Consider the following 20042-nt stretch of genomic DNA (forward strand, 5'->3'; position numbering starts at 1 on the left):
AAAAAATGGACTTCATGAATTGTTTATTTAATTTTCGAGTAAAAAAAACGAATTTTATTGTTGTCAAACTAAAGTTTTGTATGTTATACTAACTCCAGTAAATAATTTTATGGAGGGAATTTAGCAATGACAAAAAATAAATTAGGTCTTGCAACTTTAGGTTTAGCTTCAACGTTATTATTAGCCGCGTGTGGAGGAAGTTCATCAACTTCAACTCCTTCATCAAAAGCAGGAGGTTCCGCAGCTAAAGATAAATTCTCAGTTGTTTTTGTTACTGACTCTGGTGGTGTAGATGACAAATCATTTAACCAAAGTGCTTGGGAAGGATTTCAAGCGTGGGGTAAAGAAACAAAACGTGAAAAAGGTGTGAATGGATACGACTATATCCAATCAACTGGTGAAAAAGACTACGCAACGAACTTTAGTAAAGCCATTAAAGCAAAATATGATTTAATTTATGCTGTAGGTTTCCAATTAAATAAATCAGTAAATGAATTTGCTGAAAAAAATCCAGATCAAAAATTTGTTGCCGTAGATGCAACAATTAATGAAAACTTTAAAAATGGAGCATCATTATTGTTCGCTGAACAAGAAGCAGCTTATTTAGCTGGTATTGCCGCAGCAAGAACAACTCAAACAAACCACATCGGTTACATTGGTGGTATCCGTAACGCAACATTAATTCACTTTGAATCAGGATTTATTGCAGGTGCAAAATCTGTTAATAAAGATATCGTGATTGAAAATAAATATGTAGAAAGCTTCCAAGATGCACCAAAAGGAAAAACAATTGCTGATACAATGTATGCGCAAGGTGTTGACGTTATTTATGCTGCTGCAGGTACATCAGGGTTAGGTGTATTCAGTTCTGCTAAAGAAAAAATGGAAGTAGATGACTCTAAAAAACTATGGGTTATCGGTGTTGATATGGACCAACACGAAGACGGTAACTACAAAACAAAATCTGGCGAAACAAAATCTGTTACATTAACATCAACTTTAAAATTAGTTGGTCAAACAATGAAACAATTTGCGTTAGAAACAGAAAAAAATGGGTTTAAAACAGGTGTCTTCACATATCGTCTAAAAGATGGCGGTGTTGATTTAACTACAGGACAATTAAGCGAAGACATTAAAAAAGAAGTTCAAGCTGCAAAAGCAAAAATCATTTCTGGTGAAATTACACCACCAGCTACTGATGATCAATTAAAAGCATTTTTAGAAAAAAACTAGAATAACGACATAACATGTTTTAACCCCTCATTTACATGTGAGGGGTTATTCTCTTGTTAAAGTATGTTAAAATGAGTCTAGTAACTATGGAAAGGAAGTTTTCATATGACACATGAAAAGTATGTTATTGAAATGCGTAATATCACGAAAAAATTTGGTGATTTTACAGCTAATAACAATATTAATTTACAAGTAAAGCAAGGCGAAATTCATGCATTACTTGGTGAAAATGGAGCGGGAAAATCAACGTTAATGAATATGCTGTGCGGGTTATTGCAGCCAACAAGCGGGGATATTTTAATTAATGGTGAAGTTGTGCACATTTCTTCGCCGAATAGGGCGGCTAAATTAAAAATTGGAATGGTGCATCAACATTTTATGCTCGTCAAAAAATTTAGTGTCACTGAAAATATTATTTTAGGTAGCGAGCCTAATGTTGTCGGTTTAGTGAATCGCAGAAAGGCGCGCAAAGAAATTTTAGAGCTATCTGAAAAATATCATTTAAAAGTAAATCCTGACGCTTTAGTGAGTGATATTTCTGTTGGAACGGAGCAAAGGGTAGAGATTTTAAAAACATTATATCGTGGTGCAGACATTTTAATTTTTGATGAACCGACTGCGGTATTAACGCCACAAGAAATTGATGAGTTTATCAAAATTGTGAAATCTCTTGCTGCAGAAGGCAAATCCGTTATTATCATTACGCATAAATTAGATGAAATCAAAGCAATGGCAGATCGTTGTACCGTTATTCGTCGCGGTGAAGTGATTGAAACGGTTGATGTTGACAATGTATCGTCACAGGAATTAGCCGATATGATGGTAGGACGCTCAGTGTCGTTTAAAACAGAAAAAGTTGATGCTCAGCCTAAAGAGGTCATTTTAAAAGTGGAAAACTTACAAGTGAATGAATCACGTGGTTTACCTATTGTTAAAGGACTTAATTTAACGGTACGAGCTGGTGAAGTGCTTGGTGTGGCAGGTGTTGATGGTAATGGACAATCTGAATTTATTCAAGCCATTACCGGATTGACTAAAGCAGAAAGTGGTACGGTAACATTAAATGGAAAAGATGTTACGAATAAAGCACCACGTTACATTACACAAGCTGGTTTAGGTCACATTCCTGAAGATAGACATAAACATGGGTTAGTGCTTGGTATGAGTGTTGAAGAAAATATCGTGTTACAAACGTATTATCAACAACCGTTTAGTAAATTTGGTAATTTAAAACACAACACCATTTCATCATACGCAATGCATTTAATTAATGAATTTGATGTGCGTACACCGCATGAAAAAGTAGCAGCCGCTTCTTTATCTGGTGGAAATCAGCAAAAAGCGATTATTGCACGTGAAATTGACCGTAATCCCGATTTGCTCATTGCAGCGCAACCAACGCGTGGGTTAGATGTTGGAGCAATTGAGTTTATTCACAAACGTTTAATTCAACAACGTACAAATGGTAAAGGTGTGTTGTTAATGAGTTTTGAATTAGATGAAATTTTTAATGTTTCAGATCGTATTGCGGTTATGTATGACGGTCGAATTGTTGCAGTTGTTGACCCTAAAACAACCACACAACGTCAACTTGGTTTGTTGATGGCTGGTGTATCACCACAAGAAGCACAAGTTAGTGTAATTGATGATGAAGGGAATATTGTTGCGGATTATTCTGCGCATGCACAAGATGAACAGGACAATACTGACACAATTTCTGAAAATACAGAATCTGTTGAAACAACACAACAAAATGACATGGTTGAAGCAGATAGTTTTGTAGAAGATGTGATTGAAAATCAAATATCGCATCACGAACATGAAACAGTGATTTTTAATGAAGATAAAGGAGGCGAATAAAATGCATCAAAAGAAATTTAAAAATATATTAGTGCCGATTTTATCTGTTACGTTAGCCTTAATTTTTGGTGCGATGGTTATTGCACTTATCGGAAAAGATCCGATTGAAGCGTATAGTTATTTATTTTCAGGTGCGTTAGGTTCACCATTCGGTATTGGACAAACGATTCGTTCAATGGCACCGCTTATTTTAACGGCGCTAGGTTTTACCGTTGCCAATAAAGCAGGTTTCTTTAACATTGGTTTGCCGGGTCAAGCGCTAGCAGGGTGGTTGATTTCGGTTTGGGTGGCACAATCGTTTCCTGATTTACCACAAATCATCTTATTGCCGTTATGTATTACATTGGGTGCATTAGCCGGTGCAGTATGGTCTGGTATTGCTGGTGTGTTACGTGCGTATTTTCATTCAAGTGAAGTCATTACAACGATTATGTTAAACTACATTATTGTGTATATTACCGACTTTTTAGTTAGAAATGTTTTAACGAGTCCTCCGGGAGATGTGACAGATAGTATTCCAAAAGCGGCAAGTTTACGTTTAGACTTTTTAACTGAAATGACAGAAAATTCTACGGTTCATGCTGGTATTATCATTTCGTTAATTGCGGCATTTGGTATTTATTTCATGTTTAAAAAGACAACATTTGGTTTTGAAATTCGTGCGATTGGTTTGAATAAACATGCTGCACAATATGCGGGTATGAATACAAAACGTACCATTGTTTACGCCATGTTATTAAGTGGAGCGTTAGCCGGTTTAGCTGGAGTTATGGAAGGTTTGGGACAATTTGAATCCATCTTCTTAATGAAAGGTTCTGCACCAAGTATTGGTTGGGATGGCATTGCTGTTTCCTTACTTGCACTAGGTCATCCAATTGGTATTATTTTCTCATCACTATTGTTTGGTATTTTTGAATCGGGTAGAGCGGAAATGTCATTAATGACGAATGTCCCATTTGAATTAATTAATGTGATTACAGCAGTTATTATTTTCTTTGTTGGTGCCAACTACTTAATTCGTATCTTTTTAGATAAATTTAGCAAAAAGGAAGAGGTGTAAATATGGATGTTACAGCAATTTTGGCGTTACTCGTTTCATCAACGTTACTGTATTCAACGCCTTTAATTTTTGCCGCATTAGGTGGATTATTCTCAGAACGAAGTGGTATTGTCAACGTTGGTCTAGAAGGGATTATGGTTGTTGGGTCGTTTTCATCAATCGTTTTTAACTTGAGTATGGCTGAAACGTTTGGTGCCATCACACCATGGCTATCATTAATCGTTGGTGGAATTTGTGGTGTACTATTTTCATTAATTCACGCGATTGCTACCATTACGTTACGTTCAGAACACGTTATTTCAGGGACGGTATTAAACTTAATCGCTCCGTCAATGTGTTTAGTATTAACAAAAATACTTTATGAAGATAAGGGGCAAACGGACGTTATTTTAGAAACGTTTAAATTAACAGAAATTCCAGTGTTGAGTAGTATTCCTTTTGTTGGAAAAATATTTTTTACAAATGTGTATTTAGTACCTTATTTGGCGGTGCTAACAACAATCATTGTGTTTTTTGTATTAAATAAAACACGTTTTGGTTTACGTTTACGTTCTGTTGGTGAGCACCCACAAGCTGCAGATACTTTAGGTATTCATGTGTCAGCTTATCGTTACGCAGGTGTTTTATTATCTGGATTTTTAGCCGGTATCGGTGGTGCTGTTGTAGCACAATGCATTACACGTAACTTTTCAGTTAGTACCATTGCCGGACAAGGTTTCATGGCTTTAGCTGCATTAGTTTTTGGAAAATGGAAACCAATTAACGTAATGTTATCTGCCTTATTCTTTGGATTGGCACAATGTTTAAGTATTGTCGGAACAACGATTCCATTCATTAAAGATGTCCCACCAATTTTATTAACGATTGCACCGTTTGTCGTGACAATCATTGTATTGGTCATCTTTATTGGAAAATCAGAAGGCCCAGCAGCAGCGGGTAAAAATTATATTAAATCTAAATAACTAAAAAACACCCGAAAGCGATGACTTTTGGGTGTTTTTAGTGTGTTGCGTAAGCGATAGGTGGCATGTTTGCGTCTCTTTTTTGAATCATAATGAGCATCGGTGGGTTATTCTGTTGATTTAACGCTGCATAAGTCATAACGGTAAACTGTTGTTGATTTAATATCGTTAAAAAATTTATCAGTGTTTCTTTTTCGACTTTGCCGTTATCATGCCCGTCGTATACCACTAGCGTCACAATGCCATGTTGCACAAGTCGATTTAAGACGCTGACTAAAGCTTTGAGGGTGGTGTGTGGTAGTGTTGTAATGTTTTTGTCAGCACGTGGTAAATAGCCTAAATTAAATGTTGCTGCGTGGATCATTTCATTTGGTGAAAGTATGTTATCGATACATTCGTGTCCAATGTGATGCAGTTGGCATTGTAAGTGAGCGTTGGCGCTTTCTAATTTGCTTTGTGTCGCTATAATAGCCGACTCTTGAATGTCAAATGCGTGAACAACACCTGATTGACCAACGAGTTGTGCTAAAAATAGCGTGTCGTGACCGTTGCCCATTGTGGCGTCGATGACCGTATTTCCGGGTTGTATATGTTGTTTGAGTAATTGGTGATTGGCATGTAATGCGTTTAATAAATGTGTCATAACGTCCTCCTAGTCATAGTATAGCAAATATGTCAAAACGATGACAAATTTTGCAGCCGTTTTAAAATAATTTTATTCTGTTGAAATGCATTTTAAACGACTCTATTTTCATATAAGATAGATGTGACAAGATAGAGGAGAAGCCGACATGTTTAAAAGAAGAAAAACACAAAGAGAATATGACAGAAAAATGAAAAATAAAATGATGGCAACAGGGGGTGTCATGAGTGCGTCATTTGCAGCGATGCAAATTGTTTCAACGGTATCACCAACTGTTGTGCATGCGCAAACAAAACAAGATGAGTTTATTGATAGTATTGCACCGTTTGCGCAACAATTGGCGCACGAAAATGATTTGTATGCTTCGGTGATGATTGCGCAAGCGATTTTAGAATCCGGTTGGGGAGAAAGTGCTTTAAGTGCAAGACCAAATCATAATTTATTTGGTGTTAAAGGGGCATTTAACGGGCAATCAACAACGATGAATACGGCAGAAAATACGCCAGACGGAACGGTATACTATATTGATGCAGCATTTAGAAAATACCCGTCGTATAAAGAGTCGTTGCAAGATTATATTAGTGTTTTAAAAGGAACACAATTTTACCGTGGCGCATGGAAAAGTAATACATCAAGCTATCAAGACGCTACTGCCTATTTAACAGGGCGATATGCAACTGCTGTAAATTACAATACCGTGTTAAACAATATTATTGCACAATACAATTTAACGCGTTTTGATACACCGCATACCGTCACAACACCAACACCAAATAGTACGCAAACAACTCAAATAAGTACACCATCAACGGCATCTAAAACGTATACAGTTAAGAGTGGTGATTCTGTATGGGGCATTTCAATGGCACATGGCATTTCAATGGATGATTTAAGAGCGTGGAATAACATTCAAAATAATTTAATCCATCCGGGACAAGTGTTAAAAGTGTCTAACGGGACAACACCACAACTAGTAGTTACACAACCGACAACAGTCGTAACGCCTGCTCCAGTAGTAGAAGATGTGGCTTTCCGTTCTGCAACACCAGCACAAGTAGCCAAAACGTATACAGTTAAGAGTGGTGATTCTGTATGGGGCATTTCAATGGAACATGGCATCTCAATGGACGATTTAAGAGCGTGGAATAACATTCATAATAATTTAATCCATCCCGGACAAGTGTTAAAAGTGTCTAATGGTACAACACCTACAGTCGCACAAGCGACAACGCCTACTCCAGTAGTAGAAACGCCTGCTACGCGTTCTGTAACACCAAATCAAGTAGCCAAAACGTATACCGTTCAAAGTGGCGATTCTGTATGGGGTATCTCAATGGAATACGGCATTTCAATGGATGATTTAAGAGTGTGGAATAATATCAAAAATAATTTAATCCATCCCGGACAAGTGTTAAAAGTGTCTAACGGTACAACGACAACGGTATCGTCTACAACACCATCTACTGTAACGACTGAAAATACATATACGGTGAAAAGTGGTGATTCCGTATGGGGTATCTCGATGGCACACGGTATTTCAATGGATGATTTAAGAACATTAAACAATATTCAAAATAATTTGATCCATCCTGGACAAGTGCTAAAAATTAAATAATTGTAAAAAGCAGCGTTGACATCACATCAACGCTGCTTTGTGTTTATGAGTTTTGAATTGATTCTAATTTATCAACTAATGAACCAACGTAGGCAATAGTGTCTTTAAGTGGCTGATCTGTTGAAACATCCACGCCAGCATGCATTGCTAAATCTTGTGCAGATAAACTTGCTCCAAGTGATAGTGTTTCTAACCATTTATCCGCAATGGCGCTAGGGTTTTCTTCTAATTGTTTTGCCACAGCTGTACCAATTGTTAGACCAGCAGAGTAAGTGTAAGGGTATAATCCCATGTAATAATGCGGTTGACGCATCCAAATTAAACCGGCATCTTCACCGATTTCAAAGTCATCTCCCCAAAATTGTTTGATCACATTTAATTTAATTTCGCATAAAATATCGCCGTTTAAAAATTCGTCGTTGTCTAAACGAGTATACACTTCACGTTGGAAGGCAGCTTCTAATAAATGTGTGACCATATTATGAAAATACGTACGGCTAATTAATTCACTAATTAAATACGCTTGGAATTGTGGGTCATCATTTTGTTTTAACAGTGTATTACATGTTAACACTTCGTTAGCTGTTGATGGTGCTTCAATGAAGTAAAGTGATGGGTCATAGTTTAAAATGCTTTGTTTTGATGCCAATTGGAAATGTCCTGCATGTCCTAATTCGTGTGCTAAAACAAGCACTTCATTCATTAAACCTGTCCATGATAATAAAATGTAAGACGGTCCATTATGAATAGTGGCACAGTACCCACCAGTTGATTTGCCTTCGTTTTGAGCAAAATCAATCCAGCGTTCATCGTAACTGCGTTCAATGATTTTGCGATAATCATCGCCCAAGACGGCTAAACAGTCAATTAATAATTGTTTAGATTCTTCTGGTGTAATACGAACGTTATAAGATGATGGTAAGCTAACTTTTAAATCTTTATGTGTGATTTTTTCTAAACCATGCGCTTTAGCGACTAATTTCACGTAGCGACGCATATGTGGTGCTAAATCGGACATGATGACATCAATTTGGCGATTGAATAAATCGCGTGAGACGTTTTGTTTAAACAATAAATAATCAATCGTTGAATCGAATCCGCGTAATTTGGCTTGTAATCGTTCGTTTTTAATGTGTGAAATGTATGCCGCCGCCGTTGCGTTTTTATAAGCGCGTAGCGTATTGTAAAACGAATCATTTGCGTTGTGGCGTAATGCTGTGTCATGACTTAATTCATAGTCGTTTTCAAAAAGAACATAACTGTTAGGGTACGTTTCGCCATTTGCTTCAAACGATTGGAAAGTCATGTCTTCAAATTTAATGCCTTCATAAATTTTATTTGGATGACTAAACACAGGTGACAGTTTTGATAATAAGGCTTCTTCAACATCAGAAAGTTGATGTTTTTTATGACGTAACACTTCATCAATGTAAGCTGTGTATTCAGGGTGCTGTGCAGTCACTTCTAATAAAATCGCTTCAGAGATTTGCGATAATTGTGTTTCAAAAAAAGATGTTTCGGGTAATAGCGTGTCAAATTTTGAAAACGCTAAATTGGCTAATGTCCCTAATTCAACATTCATTTTATCCACGTCCAAGTTTAAAAAGGCGTAATGCATTAACTTAGAATAATCACTGATAATGGCTTCGTACGCTTTTATAGCTTCAACAAGTATTGTTGATGATGTTAAATGATTTTTGTATGTAGAAACAAAGTGATGCACGTTTTCTTCAAAGTGTTTTAAAGCGGCTTTAAACGTATCGTCACTTGAATAGAGTAGAGATGTATCCCATTGCATGTGCTTTGGAACATCTTGACGTTTTGGTAATGCTTTTGACATAGTATACCTCCTAAAAATAATGAGTTTATTATAACATAATTAAAGTAAAATAAAAAAAGCAAAACTTCGAAAAGTTTTGCTTTGTTCATGATTATTTTGCTAATTTTTTTGATAAACGTGATTTGTCACGGCTAGCTTTGTTTTTGTGGATTAAACCTTTTGTAGCAGCTTCATCAATTGCTTTTAAAGCAACTTTCAATAAGTCTGCTGCGTTTTCAGCACCTTCAGCTACTGCAGTTTCAAAACGTTTTACGGCTGTACGCATTGCGCTTTTTTGAGCGTTGTTTTGAACGTTTGCTTTATTTGCTGTACGTACACGTTTAATTGCTGATTCAATGTTTGGCATTTAATTCACCTCTTTCGTTCTCTATTTGGTATACCTAAATACCAACGTTAGTTATTATACCTAAGAAATAGCACGATTGCAATCATTTTCTTTAGATTAGTTACCTGGATAAGTTGTCAACGCTTCACCGAGTTCTTGTAATGACATCCCTTTGCGTAAGGAAAAAGTACCTGTTTGGATAAAGCGAGATAAATTGTTGTCTTCCATATGTTTGATGAAAGCATCAGCGTCATTGATAATGCCCGCTGCGATTAAATCGTCAGCCACTGAATAGGTAGTTGCGGCATCTGTAACGACAAAAGAAGTCACTTCACCTGAACGTTGTGGTGTGCTTGTTTCTTGTGGTGCTTGAGTGGTTTGCACAGTAGTTGTTTGTGTTGTTGTAGTCGTCATTTGTGTAGTGCGCATTGCAGAAGTCGTCGACGTACTACTTGTTAGTGTTGTAGACACTTGCGATACTTTAGTTGCACCATCTAATACATTAAAATGGGTTAATGCAAATAAAATTGAACCGGCAAGAAACAGTCCAATACCAATATAACGAAATGCATTTTTCATAGTTTGAGCTCCTTATTTTGTAGAGTCGGCAATATAACGGTCAATTAAAATTTGTACCGTTTCCAATGGAATATTGGCGAATAATGAAATTTCTTCGGCGGTACGTCCTTCATGATATAGACCGATAATGTTTTGCTTTGTCATTTCTGTTAAATTACGGTATTCGCTTGTAAATGAAATGACTTGAGTCATTGGTAAACCAGTAAATGTTTCTAAAGAACTCACGCGTTCACGTAATTTATAAATTTCTTGAGCTTGTTCGAATGAATAGTCTTTCAATTCTTCTAATTCTCTTGCTGTCGTATTTTTTAAAAATAGCGAAATAATAATGAGTAATGCAGAAAGACCGAATAAAATTGCGATGATGACATTAATGCTCATTAAAAGCCTCCTAATATATTGAATATATTATTATTTTAAAGCAAAGCAACAATAAATACAAATCTTTTCTTGTCTTGATGATTTATGTTAAAATAAGGCAAATAGAAAGTAGAGGGATATATGGTTGCAATAACATTGAATGGACAGGCATTGGCCTTAGAAATACAAGATAAATTAAAGGATGATGTTCGTGAATTTCAAAAACGATATCAGTGCGCACCAAATTTAAGTGTCATCGTAGTTGGTAATAATCCAGCTAGTCAAGTCTATGTGCGTAATAAATCAATTGTTGCCGAAAAAATTGGCTTTGTATCTGAAACGATAACTTTGCCGGAAAACATTACACAAGATGAATTATTAAAAGTCATTGAAGAGCGCAATACGAATCGTAGCGTTCATGGAATATTAGTTCAATTGCCGTTACCCAATCATATTGATGAACAAATTATTTTAACGGCTATTGATGTGCATAAAGACGTTGATGGATTCCATTCAACCAATGTCGGTAATTTTATATTGGGAAATGAAAGTACCGTTGCGTGTACACCGTTAGGCATTATGCATCTGCTGAGGCATTATGACATTTCGCTTTCTGGCAAGCTAGCAGTTGTGATTGGTAGAAGTAACATTGTGGGTAAACCGATGGCGATGTTGTTACAACAAGAACACGCCACTGTCATTATGGCGCACTCTAAAACACAAAACTTAAAAGAGTTGACGAAACAAGCCGATATTATTGTTGTGGCGATTGGACAGGGGCATTTTATTGATGAGACTTATATTAAAGAAGGCGCTGTTGTCATTGATGTTGGAATGAATCGTGATGCCAACGGTCAGTTAATTGGCGATGTTCATCCGAATGTGATGCAAAAAGCGTCGTTTATGACGCCGGTTCCGGGTGGTGTTGGGCCGATGACCATTACATCTCTAATGCAACAAACATTGCAGCAAGCGATAAAACAGGAAAAATCTTATGAATGATAAGCAATATTTAAGTGTTGGGGCATTGTACCAATACATTAATCGAAAATTTGTAAATGACCCGTATCTTAAAACGGTTTATGTCGTTGGTGAAGCTTCAAATGTTTCTTATAAATCGAGTGGCTACATTTATTTTAATTTAAAAGATGATAAAGCCTCTATTAAAGTTGTCAGTTTTGTTTTTGCAAGAAAACAGGCACCGTTTAAAATTGAAGATGGTCAAAAATTATTGGTTGTTGGACACGTGAGTACGTATGATCAAGGTAGTAATTATCAAATTCAAATGACGCATTTTGAATTGGCTGGTATAGGTGCTTTATTTGAAGAGTTAAAAGCGTTAGAAAAAAAATTGCGTGATGAAGGACTGTTTGATTTGCCGAAAAAAGCAATCCCACGTTTTCCAAAACGGATTGCGATTTTAACGAGTGAAACGGGTGCGGTAAGAGAAGATATTGAAACCACTGTTCGTAGACGGTATCCCATTGTAGCGTTAGATTTATACCCGACCGTTGTGCAAGGTAAAAATAGTGTGGCGAGCATTTTACATAATTTACAACGCGTTTTAGATGCAAACATTGATTACGATACGGTAATTATTGGTCGCGGTGGCGGGAGTATTGAAGATTTATGGTCATTCAACGATGAAAAAGTTGTGCGTGCCGTCAGTGCTTTTCCAATTCCAATTATTTCATCAGTAGGGCATCAAACGGATACAACATTGATTGATTATGTTGCAGACGTTCGTGCCGCTACGCCAACGGCTGCAGCAGAAATAGCTACGCGTGATGAGTTGACGGTTGTAAAAGGTACGATAGATGATTTATCCGGGCGGTTATTAACGGCTATTTCGAAAACCGTTTCACGTAAAAAAGAACAATATAACGCAACTGTACAATCGTATATCTTCAGACAAAGTGAACGGTTATATGATCCGTATATTCAAAAAGTTCAAGACTGCACTGAAAAATTACAAAAAGGCATGAAATTAACGATTGAACGTTTAAAAAATGAACTGGATAGCATCGTCTCAAAATATATTCATAAAAATCCGGGCTTTTTAATTGAAGAGCAAAGAAATCGTTTAGACCGGTTAGAACAACAATTGCGCTATACTATTCAACACAACCTGCTTCAAAAAAACAATCAGTTTGAAGTAGCTATCCAAAAATTAGACGCTTTAAGTCCGTTGAAGAGCATGCAACGTGGGTATAGTATTGTCAACGGAAAAGATAAAATTGTGTCTTCGGTACACGACGTCAAAGTAGGGGATAGTGTTGTGATTGATGTGACAGATGGACGATTAAATGCGCAAGTTACTGACATAGAGGAGAGAAAATAATGGCAACGAAAAAGAAAAGTTTTGAAGAATCGCTACAACAATTGGACAAATTGGTTAAGCAATTAGAAAATGGAGATGCACCGTTGGAAGATGCGTTAAAATATTTTGAAGAGGGTATGGCGTTAAGTGCATTTTGTCGTAAAACATTAAATACCGCAGAAGAAACGGTGATGACGATTATGCGTGAAAACGGTCTATCAGATGCTCAAGAGGTTAAATAGAATTTATGTTATCAACATTTATTGAAGAAAATCGTGATTTTGAATCGTATATTCAAGAAACAACGCAAATCATTGAACATTCACGATTAGCCAAAGCCATGCATTATTCTTTATCCAATGGCGGTAAACGTGTGCGTCCGTTACTCACATTAGCGACTGTTTACGTGCTTGGTGGAGATGTGAAAAATGCTTATCCAATTGCAAGTGCTATTGAATATATTCATACGTATTCGCTGATTCATGACGATTTACCCGCAATGGATAATGATGATTACCGTCGTGGTCAATTAACCAGTCATAAACAATTTGATGAGCCTACCGCCATTTTAGCAGGAGACGCTTTATTAACGCATGCATTTGGGTTAATTGTTGGTAGTGTGTACACGTCAGATCAAAAAGTGAAAATGATTGATCAATTGGTGCGTTGCTCTGGTGGTAACGGAATGATTGGTGGGCAAATGAATGACATCATGGCGCAAGGGCAATCGTCTACACTTGAAGCGGTTCAGCACATTCATGCACTCAAAACGGGTGCGTTATTACAATCGTGTGTACGCATTGGTGCCATTGCTGTAAATGCTGATGAGTACATTTATGAACAACTAGATAAATTTGCGTATCATTTTGGATTGGCATTTCAAATTCATAATGACATTAAAGATATTACGCAAGATGAAGCGTTAGAAAAAAGTACGTATGTTGCGATTTTAGGTAAACAAGGTGCCATTGATGCTTTGGAAAAAGAAAAACAATGTGCATTAGATGCGTTAGAAGCGATTAAAGGTTATGACACACAGTTGTTGGCGTCATTTTTGACGTATTTACGTTAGGAGAATTATGGAAAAAGAAAGAGCGGACTTGTTAGTTGTCCAGCAAGGATTGTGTGAATCGAGAGAAAAGGCGAAACGTTTAATTATGGCGGGACAAATATACGACCAAAATAATGAACGCATTGATAAAGTGGGTGAGAAAATACCCGTTACGTCTCAATTGCACATCAAAGGCGAAACATTAAAATATGTGAGTCGTGGTGGATTGAAATTAGAAAAAGCTTTAAAATTTTTTAATTTAGACATTACGCATAAACGTGTGCTAGACATCGGCGCTTCGACGGGTGGCTTTACAGATGTGTCTTTACAAAATGGCGCACAATTAAGTTATGCGTTAGATGTGGGATACAATCAATTGGATTGGAAATTGCGTCAAGATGAACGTGTCATTGTGATGGAACGTGTGAATTTTCGTTATGCACAACTTGAAGATTTCACAGTTGGTCAACCAGATTTTGCCACAATTGACGTGTCTTTTATTTCGCTACGTCTAATTTTACCGAATTTAGCAACGATTTTACAAAAAAACAGTCCCGTTGTTGCATTGATTAAACCACAGTTTGAAGCGGGGCGTGAAAAAGTTGGTAAAAAGGGGATTGTGAAAGATCCTAAAGTTCACGAAGAAGTGATTACGGAGATTTTGCATTTTGCCAGCCAACATGGCTATGCCATTAGTGGACTAACCTTTTCCCCAATTACAGGGGGTAGTGGAAATATTGAGTTTTTAGCCTATTTAACGTTTACGGGAGATATGGAAAAGCAACCGATTACGGTTGATATTCAAGCGGTTGTAAACGAATCGATACAAACCTTGAAGAAAGGAGAATAACAGATGTTAGTGTCTGTAACCATTCAAAATTTTGCGATTATTGAATCGTTGACGGTTGATTTTAAAACGGGCATGAGTGTTTTAACCGGTGAAACAGGTGCAGGGAAATCAATTATTATTGATGCGGTTTCTTTGTTGTCGGGTGCACGTGCGTCGAGTAGTTTTGTACGTCACGGTAGTGATAAGGCTGTTTTACAAGCGTTATTTGATTTGGATAATGCACCCATTGTACAAGCTATGCTTATGGAATTATCTATACCAAATGAAGACAATCAATTGATGATTTATCGTGAAATCCATGCAACAGGCAAAAGTGTTATTCGCATTAACGGACTATTATCAACTGCTCAAGTGCTTAAACAGTTGACGCGTCCGCTAATTGACATTCATGGGCAACATGAACATCAACAATTGATGGATGATGTGTACCACTTAAATTTATTAGACCAATTTGGTGACCAAGATATTGCTGATGCCTTTTCAGTTTATACGGCAGATTATCAATCGTATGTCAAAGCGCGTAAGACTTTAAAATCGCTGATGGTGTCTCAAACGCAAGATGATCAAAAAATACAATTGCTCAAACAACACATCAAAGATATTGAATCGGTCAGTCCTAAGCCGTTAGAGCAAGAGGCGTTACGCGAGGAATTGAAGACGTTAATGCAACATGAAAAGTATGCTAAAGCGTTGATGCAAGTGGATGGAGCGTTGTTCAACGAAGAAATGGGCGCGTTAAAGCAAGTGAATGATGCCATTGGTGCGTTTAGCGCGTTGGAAAATGTGGATGACGTTTACGCCAAACAATTACTCGATGTTTCGGAAAAATTGAAAGACATGTCTAAATTTGTTTCGGACAAGTTAGACGAGTTTCAATTTGATGTGTCGCGTTTTGAGTGGGTACAACATCGTTTGAGTCAATACGACAGTTTATTTGAAAAATATGGGAATGTTTTAGAGTATTACGAACACGCCAAAGAAGAATTAGACGCGTTGGAAAACAAGGATGAATACTTATCCAAAGCACAAGGCGTATTTTTGAAATCGCGTGAAGCGGTGTTATTATCCGGAGAAAAATTATCGGCATTGCGTCACGAAAAAGCGCTCGCATTATCAAAGGCAATTCATGAACAATTGCGTGATTTGTATATGGAAAAAGTGATTTTCGAAGTGGTGTTTCAAGGCGACGATAAACCTAAAATTACAGCAAGCGGATTGGATCAAGTTGTGTTTATGGTTGCGACAAATGCCGGTGAACCGTTGAAATTATTGTCAAAAGTTGCCAGCGGTGGTGAGTTATCACGATTGATGTTAGCGTTAAAAGTGATTTTTTCACAACAACAAGGTGTCAATACATTGATTTTTGATGAAATTGATACCGGAGTGAGTGGACGTGTTGCTCAAGCCATTGCAGAAAAAATGCATACTATTGGTCATTTTGCGCAAGTATTAAGCGTGTCGCATTTACCACAAGTTGCCGCAATTGCAGATCATCATTTATTTGTATCAAAAGAAACGATTAATGAGCGTACCGCTACGTCAATTACGTATTTAGATGATGAAATGCGTGTTGTCGAAGTGGCAAAAATGTTTGCTGGTGATGATGTGAACAGCGATGCGTTAGCACATGCAAAAAAATTGTTAAAAAAAGAATAGTGTATATAAATAGGAGAGGCATCTATTTAGATGACTCTCCTTTAAGTTGTTGTAAAACTATAAAATTGCGCGATTACAAATCGTTGTTGTGGTATTTAAACGTATTGGAATGTTCAAAATCACCGTATTGATAACCGAAACTAAACCAGCGTTTGCGTTGTTCACTTGTCCCATGTGTAAAACTATCGGGATTAACTTTCTGATATGCTTCTTTTTGTAATGTGTCATCACCGACAGCATGAGCAGCCTGCATCGCTTCGTCGATGTCGCCGTATTCTAACAATCCTTGTCCACTGACATATTTTGCCCAAGAGCCCGCAAAATAATCGGCTTGCAATTCAAGTTTCACCGTAAGTGCGTTAGCTTGCTTTTCAGATAGGCGGTTACGTTGGTTGTGATAATCGTCCAAAATACCTAGTTCCTTTTGGACGTGGTGACCAACTTCGTGTGCAATAACATACGCCATGGCAAAATCACCTTTTGCTTTGTATCGTGTACTCAGTTCGTTATAAAAAGAAACATCAATATACACCTTTTGGTCAACACCACAATAAAATGGGCCGCCCGAAGCGTGTCCTACACCACAACCGGTGTGAATAGAACCTGTATAAAAAACAAGTTTTGGCGGGGTGTACGTTCTACCAATTTTTCGAAATTCTTTTGTCCAATGATCTTCCGTTGTCGCTAAAACTTTACTCATAAATTTGGCGTCTGCGTCGCTCACTTGACTAGGAGCGTTTTCAATATAGCGACTTTGATAAGGTGTCAATTCACTTGTATTGAATAGTCCCCCTAAACTAGAAATGCCTCCACCAAATAGTAATAGTCCAAGCATCATAATCAACTTACCTTTCCACCCTAAACGTGAAAAGATGAGTGAAAATATAGCATTACTTGCGTTACTATTCATGCGGTTACCATAATGTCTGGATTGCGTAGAACTCGTTTGTAATCGTCTATCTTCAACGTTTCTACTTTCTTCTAAATGATCTGTTTTCATGATTGTCTCCATTGATTAAAGGTTAGTAATTCTATTATATCAAAAGTTTATCAAATCATTAACTATTACATATTTTAGACCACCTCATTAAAACGATTTAAAAGCTCTTGATTTTTAAAATCATTAATGGTAAAGTGTTGCTATTGCGTTTTAGTAATGAAGAAAGGTGTGAATAGGATGGAAGAAAAAACCTATCCAATGACCGTTGAGGGGAAAGCAAAACTAGAAAACGAATTAGAAGAATTAAAATTAGTGAAACGTCCAGAAATTATTGAGCGTATTAAAATCGCAAGAAGTTACGGCGATTTATCAGAGAACTCTGAATACGATTCAGCAAAAGATGAACAAGCCTTTGTGGAAGGACGTATTACCACGATTGAAAAAATGTTGCGTTTTTCAGTGATTATTGACAATCATAATGTTGATAAAGATGAAGTGTCGATTGGAAAAACAGTAACATTTGTTGAATTGCCAGATGGCGATGAAGAAACATATACAATTGTTGGTGGTGCAGAAGCCAATCCATTAGAAGGTAAAATTTCTAACGATTCACCAATTGCACAATCGTTAATTGGTAAAAAAGTTAATGATGAAGTATCTATCGAATCCCCAGGCGGTGCATTTACAGTAAAAATTATTTCTGTTGAAGCATAATTATTTTTAAAAACTAATCTCTAAAAAAGAGGTTAGTTTTTTTATTAAAATTTCCATTTTTTTGATGAAATATTTTGTAGAAAATGGTATAGTTTTATATGTTGTCAACTCGACAAAATAGATGAATTTACATGTAGAGAAGGGTGAGTAAATGAAGTTTTTTAATTCAAAAAAAGTATTATATGTCACAGTGGTATCCGTTATTTTACTCACTTTAACAACCATTTCCGTCATCAACGGAAATTCTAATCCGTTATCTTCTTTGAGCAATAATTCAATCGGGTGGGTAACACGCGTGTTATCCGAACCGGCTAAAATTGTGGATAATGTTACGAAATCGTTTAACGGATTGCTACATGCCTACGAAGAAAATCAAGTGTTAAAACCACAAATGAATACATTGTTTGCTTTGCAAGCACAAAACGAACAATTAAGATTAGAAAATGAACAATTGCGTCAACAATTGAATATTAAAGCTACTTTATCAGACTATGAAACCATTCCTGCAACGGTCATTTCACGTTCGCCGGATTCATGGATTGATCAATTAACAATTAATGTTGGGAAAAACGACGGCGTTCAAGAAAATATGATTATTGTGTCTAACGGCTCAGTTGCCGGTAAGGTCGTTTCTGTAACCGATAATAGTGCCAAAGTCATTATTTTATCGAACACATCAATTGATGCAATTTCGTTATCTGCAATGATTCAAAATAACACATCAACCATTTATGGTGTCGTCTCTAAATATGATGCGACAACGAAAACGTTAAAAATGTCCAATTTAGATTTGAGTGCAGATGTGCAAATCGGTCAACAAGTCACAACATCAGGGTTGAGCGGTAACGCCCCTAAAGGTTTATTAATTGGAACGGTTGAAAGCGTGACGGTTGATGCCAGTGGCTTATTTAAAGAAGCGACAATACGACCATCTCAAGATTATTTAACGATTCAACATGTTTTTGTCATTAAACGGATGATAGCAGGTGAATAATATGTGGAAAAATAAATTATCGTTAGTGACATTACCGTTCGTTTTATTGTTTTTTCTCATGTTAGAAGGCGTATTAGCCGTTTATTACATTGGTGGACTCATTTCACCAACGTTTCAAATGGCGATTCAGCTGTTTTCAACCGCGGTTTTTATCATCGCTTGCTACGTTAAAAACGTTCATCTCGTTCCAATGATTTTAATTATGGGCATCATTTATGACATGTACTACAGCCCAGTGTTGTCGTTTTATACCATTCCATTAATTATTGTATTTTTATTCGTTCGTTACTTAAGTCAAAAAGTAAAGCTGACTTTTTTGACCATTATCGGACTGCTATCCATTGGTAACATACTGTACAATTGTATCGTGTACATTGAAGCGGTAGTGTTAGGGTTAAATCACACTGAATTTTTAACGTATCTTCAACAAAAAGTAATGCCAACATTATTTTTTAATTTAGTGCTGTTTTTTGTGATGTATATACCATTGGTGAAATACATTAACTGGCTGAATGGATTAGTCAACCAAAAAAATTAACGCCTAACGCACAAAATGCAATCTTTTCGTGTTGCGTCGGTAAAATAAAGTGAATTTATGAAAAAATCTAGTCAAATGCTAGATTTTTTTGATTTGTATGGTATACTAATTGTTGTGTAAAACACATCCAACACTTGGTTTGTCGACAACACCAACGACTTACTCAGCGTCTGGAAAAAATAAAGAAAAAGAGGTGTATTGAAATGGCAATTTCAAAAGAACAAAAAACAGAAATCATCAAAGCATACGCAACGCATGAAGGCGACACTGGTTCACCAGAAGTGCAAATCGCAGTTTTAACGGCTGAAATCAACGCTTTAAACGAGCATGCACGTGTGCACAAAAAAGATTTTCACTCAGCACGTGGGATGATGAAAAAAATCGGTCATCGTCGTCATTTATTAGCTTACTTACGTAGCAAAGACATTCAACGTTACCGTGAATTAATCCAACGTCTAGGTTTAAGACGTTAATACGTTTGTTATTCATAAAGCGGTACTCA

At 36.7% G+C, this 20042-nt stretch carries 21 protein-coding genes; 15 read left to right on the forward strand and 6 right to left on the reverse strand.

Annotated elements, in window-relative coordinates; genetic code table 11:
* The first annotated feature begins 126 nt into the window (after positions 1-126).
* The 4 genes from J7S27_02905 (at position 127) to J7S27_02920 (ending at position 5115) form a co-directional block, all read left to right on the forward strand.
* The gene (locus tag J7S27_02905) at positions 127-1233 is read left to right on the forward strand and encodes a BMP family protein (protein ID QTU83486.1); all 1107 of its coding nucleotides are present in this window, start codon (positions 127-129) and stop codon (positions 1231-1233) included.
* Between the two features lie 105 nt (positions 1234-1338).
* Positions 1339-3093: an ABC transporter ATP-binding protein gene (locus J7S27_02910; GenBank protein QTU83487.1), complete on the forward strand. Its 1755-nt coding sequence runs from the start codon at positions 1339-1341 to the stop codon at positions 3091-3093.
* A 1-nt stretch (position 3094) separates the two neighbouring features.
* Positions 3095-4153, forward strand: coding sequence for an ABC transporter permease (locus J7S27_02915; GenBank protein QTU83488.1), 1059 nt, complete (start codon positions 3095-3097; stop codon positions 4151-4153).
* 2 nt (positions 4154-4155) lie between these two features.
* Complete coding sequence (locus J7S27_02920; GenBank protein ID QTU83489.1) at positions 4156-5115, forward strand: ABC transporter permease; 960 nt, start codon at positions 4156-4158, stop codon at positions 5113-5115.
* Positions 5116-5152: 37 nt separating this feature from the next.
* Here J7S27_02920 and J7S27_02925 read toward each other — a convergent pair whose 3' ends face one another.
* Positions 5153-5758: a class I SAM-dependent methyltransferase gene (locus J7S27_02925; protein QTU83490.1), complete on the reverse strand. Its 606-nt coding sequence runs from the start codon at positions 5756-5758 to the stop codon at positions 5153-5155.
* Positions 5759-5906: 148 nt separating this feature from the next.
* On the opposite strand from J7S27_02925, the gene J7S27_02930 reads away from it, so the two are divergent.
* Positions 5907-7373 (forward strand): LysM peptidoglycan-binding domain-containing protein, encoded by a 1467-nt coding sequence (locus tag J7S27_02930; GenBank protein QTU83491.1) that lies wholly within the window; start codon positions 5907-5909, stop codon positions 7371-7373.
* A gap of 43 nt (positions 7374-7416) precedes the next feature.
* On the opposite strand, the gene pepF is transcribed toward J7S27_02930, so the two are convergent.
* The 4 genes from pepF to J7S27_02950 all read right to left on the reverse strand — a co-directional run bounded on the left by pepF (position 7417) and on the right by J7S27_02950 (position 10498).
* Complete coding sequence (gene pepF / locus J7S27_02935; protein ID QTU83492.1) at positions 7417-9213, reverse strand: oligoendopeptidase F; 1797 nt, start codon at positions 9211-9213, stop codon at positions 7417-7419.
* Between the two features lie 91 nt (positions 9214-9304).
* A complete protein-coding gene (locus tag J7S27_02940) occupies positions 9305-9559 on the reverse strand; it encodes a 30S ribosomal protein S20 (protein ID QTU83493.1) in 255 nt (84 codons plus the stop codon).
* Positions 9560-9655: 96 nt separating this feature from the next.
* A complete protein-coding gene (locus J7S27_02945; protein ID QTU83494.1) occupies positions 9656-10117 on the reverse strand; it encodes a hypothetical protein in 462 nt (153 codons plus the stop codon).
* A gap of 12 nt (positions 10118-10129) precedes the next feature.
* A complete protein-coding gene (locus J7S27_02950; GenBank protein QTU83495.1) occupies positions 10130-10498 on the reverse strand; it encodes a hypothetical protein in 369 nt (122 codons plus the stop codon).
* A gap of 120 nt (positions 10499-10618) precedes the next feature.
* Here J7S27_02950 and J7S27_02955 point away from each other — a divergent pair, with 120 nt between their 5' ends.
* The 6 genes from J7S27_02955 to recN are packed head-to-tail and all read left to right on the forward strand — an operon-like array spanning position 10619 to position 16354.
* Positions 10619-11479: a bifunctional 5,10-methylenetetrahydrofolate dehydrogenase/5,10-methenyltetrahydrofolate cyclohydrolase gene (locus J7S27_02955; protein ID QTU83496.1), complete on the forward strand. Its 861-nt coding sequence runs from the start codon at positions 10619-10621 to the stop codon at positions 11477-11479.
* Entirely contained in the window at positions 11472-12818 is a 1347-nt protein-coding gene (locus J7S27_02960) for an exodeoxyribonuclease VII large subunit (GenBank protein QTU83497.1), read from the forward strand. Before J7S27_02955 ends, J7S27_02960 begins: the two co-directional genes overlap by 8 nt.
* Positions 12818-13039, forward strand: a complete 222-nt coding sequence (locus J7S27_02965; protein ID QTU83498.1) for an exodeoxyribonuclease VII small subunit — start codon at positions 12818-12820, stop codon at positions 13037-13039. Before J7S27_02960 ends, J7S27_02965 begins: the two co-directional genes overlap by 1 nt.
* A gap of 5 nt (positions 13040-13044) precedes the next feature.
* A complete protein-coding gene (locus J7S27_02970) occupies positions 13045-13869 on the forward strand; it encodes a polyprenyl synthetase family protein (GenBank protein ID QTU83499.1) in 825 nt (274 codons plus the stop codon).
* Positions 13870-13876: 7 nt separating this feature from the next.
* Positions 13877-14698, forward strand: coding sequence for a TlyA family RNA methyltransferase (locus J7S27_02975; protein ID QTU83500.1), 822 nt, complete (start codon positions 13877-13879; stop codon positions 14696-14698).
* A gap of 3 nt (positions 14699-14701) precedes the next feature.
* The gene (gene recN / locus J7S27_02980; GenBank protein ID QTU83501.1) at positions 14702-16354 is read left to right on the forward strand and encodes a DNA repair protein RecN; all 1653 of its coding nucleotides are present in this window, start codon (positions 14702-14704) and stop codon (positions 16352-16354) included.
* A 73-nt stretch (positions 16355-16427) separates the two neighbouring features.
* Here recN and J7S27_02985 read toward each other — a convergent pair whose 3' ends face one another.
* Positions 16428-17354 carry a neutral zinc metallopeptidase gene (locus J7S27_02985; GenBank protein ID QTU83502.1) on the reverse strand — a complete coding sequence of 309 codons (927 nt, stop codon included), beginning with the start codon at positions 17352-17354 and terminating at the stop codon, positions 16428-16430.
* Between the two features lie 177 nt (positions 17355-17531).
* Here J7S27_02985 and greA point away from each other — a divergent pair, with 177 nt between their 5' ends.
* The 4 genes from greA to rpsO all read left to right on the forward strand — a co-directional run bounded on the left by greA (position 17532) and on the right by rpsO (position 20013).
* Complete coding sequence (gene greA, locus J7S27_02990) at positions 17532-18008, forward strand: transcription elongation factor GreA (protein QTU83503.1); 477 nt, start codon at positions 17532-17534, stop codon at positions 18006-18008.
* 151 nt (positions 18009-18159) lie between these two features.
* Positions 18160-19002 (forward strand): rod shape-determining protein MreC, encoded by an 843-nt coding sequence (mreC, locus tag J7S27_02995; GenBank protein QTU83504.1) that lies wholly within the window; start codon positions 18160-18162, stop codon positions 19000-19002.
* Position 19003: 1 nt separating this feature from the next.
* The gene (locus J7S27_03000; GenBank protein QTU83505.1) at positions 19004-19540 is read left to right on the forward strand and encodes a hypothetical protein; all 537 of its coding nucleotides are present in this window, start codon (positions 19004-19006) and stop codon (positions 19538-19540) included.
* Positions 19541-19743: 203 nt separating this feature from the next.
* A complete protein-coding gene (gene rpsO, locus J7S27_03005) occupies positions 19744-20013 on the forward strand; it encodes a 30S ribosomal protein S15 (protein QTU83506.1) in 270 nt (89 codons plus the stop codon).
* Positions 20014-20042 lie beyond the last annotated feature (29 nt).

Source organism: Carnobacteriaceae bacterium zg-C25, assembly GCA_017945845.1.
GTDB lineage: Bacteria > Bacillota > Bacilli > Lactobacillales > Aerococcaceae > WM01.

Coding starts and splice junctions, on each gene's coding strand:
- J7S27_02930 (QTU83491.1), top strand. CDS start 5,907: ATGTTTAAAAGAAGAAAAACACAAAGAGAATATGACAGAAAAATGAAA.
- J7S27_02985 (QTU83502.1), bottom strand. CDS start 17,354: ATGAAAACAGATCATTTAGAAGAAAGTAGAAACGTTGAAGATAGACGA.
- J7S27_02965 (QTU83498.1), top strand. CDS start 12,818: ATGGCAACGAAAAAGAAAAGTTTTGAAGAATCGCTACAACAATTGGAC.
- J7S27_02950 (QTU83495.1), bottom strand. CDS start 10,498: ATGAGCATTAATGTCATCATCGCAATTTTATTCGGTCTTTCTGCATTA.
- J7S27_02970 (QTU83499.1), top strand. CDS start 13,045: ATGTTATCAACATTTATTGAAGAAAATCGTGATTTTGAATCGTATATT.
- J7S27_03000 (QTU83505.1), top strand. CDS start 19,004: ATGTGGAAAAATAAATTATCGTTAGTGACATTACCGTTCGTTTTATTG.
- J7S27_02940 (QTU83493.1), bottom strand. CDS start 9,559: ATGCCAAACATTGAATCAGCAATTAAACGTGTACGTACAGCAAATAAA.
- recN (QTU83501.1), top strand. CDS start 14,702: ATGTTAGTGTCTGTAACCATTCAAAATTTTGCGATTATTGAATCGTTG.
- J7S27_02910 (QTU83487.1), top strand. CDS start 1,339: ATGACACATGAAAAGTATGTTATTGAAATGCGTAATATCACGAAAAAA.
- J7S27_02905 (QTU83486.1), top strand. CDS start 127: ATGACAAAAAATAAATTAGGTCTTGCAACTTTAGGTTTAGCTTCAACG.
- J7S27_02925 (QTU83490.1), bottom strand. CDS start 5,758: ATGACACATTTATTAAACGCATTACATGCCAATCACCAATTACTCAAA.
- J7S27_02960 (QTU83497.1), top strand. CDS start 11,472: ATGAATGATAAGCAATATTTAAGTGTTGGGGCATTGTACCAATACATT.
- J7S27_02920 (QTU83489.1), top strand. CDS start 4,156: ATGGATGTTACAGCAATTTTGGCGTTACTCGTTTCATCAACGTTACTG.
- J7S27_02975 (QTU83500.1), top strand. CDS start 13,877: ATGGAAAAAGAAAGAGCGGACTTGTTAGTTGTCCAGCAAGGATTGTGT.
- rpsO (QTU83506.1), top strand. CDS start 19,744: ATGGCAATTTCAAAAGAACAAAAAACAGAAATCATCAAAGCATACGCA.
- J7S27_02945 (QTU83494.1), bottom strand. CDS start 10,117: ATGAAAAATGCATTTCGTTATATTGGTATTGGACTGTTTCTTGCCGGT.
- J7S27_02955 (QTU83496.1), top strand. CDS start 10,619: ATGGTTGCAATAACATTGAATGGACAGGCATTGGCCTTAGAAATACAA.
- mreC (QTU83504.1), top strand. CDS start 18,160: ATGAAGTTTTTTAATTCAAAAAAAGTATTATATGTCACAGTGGTATCC.
- J7S27_02915 (QTU83488.1), top strand. CDS start 3,095: ATGCATCAAAAGAAATTTAAAAATATATTAGTGCCGATTTTATCTGTT.
- pepF (QTU83492.1), bottom strand. CDS start 9,213: ATGTCAAAAGCATTACCAAAACGTCAAGATGTTCCAAAGCACATGCAA.
- greA (QTU83503.1), top strand. CDS start 17,532: ATGGAAGAAAAAACCTATCCAATGACCGTTGAGGGGAAAGCAAAACTA.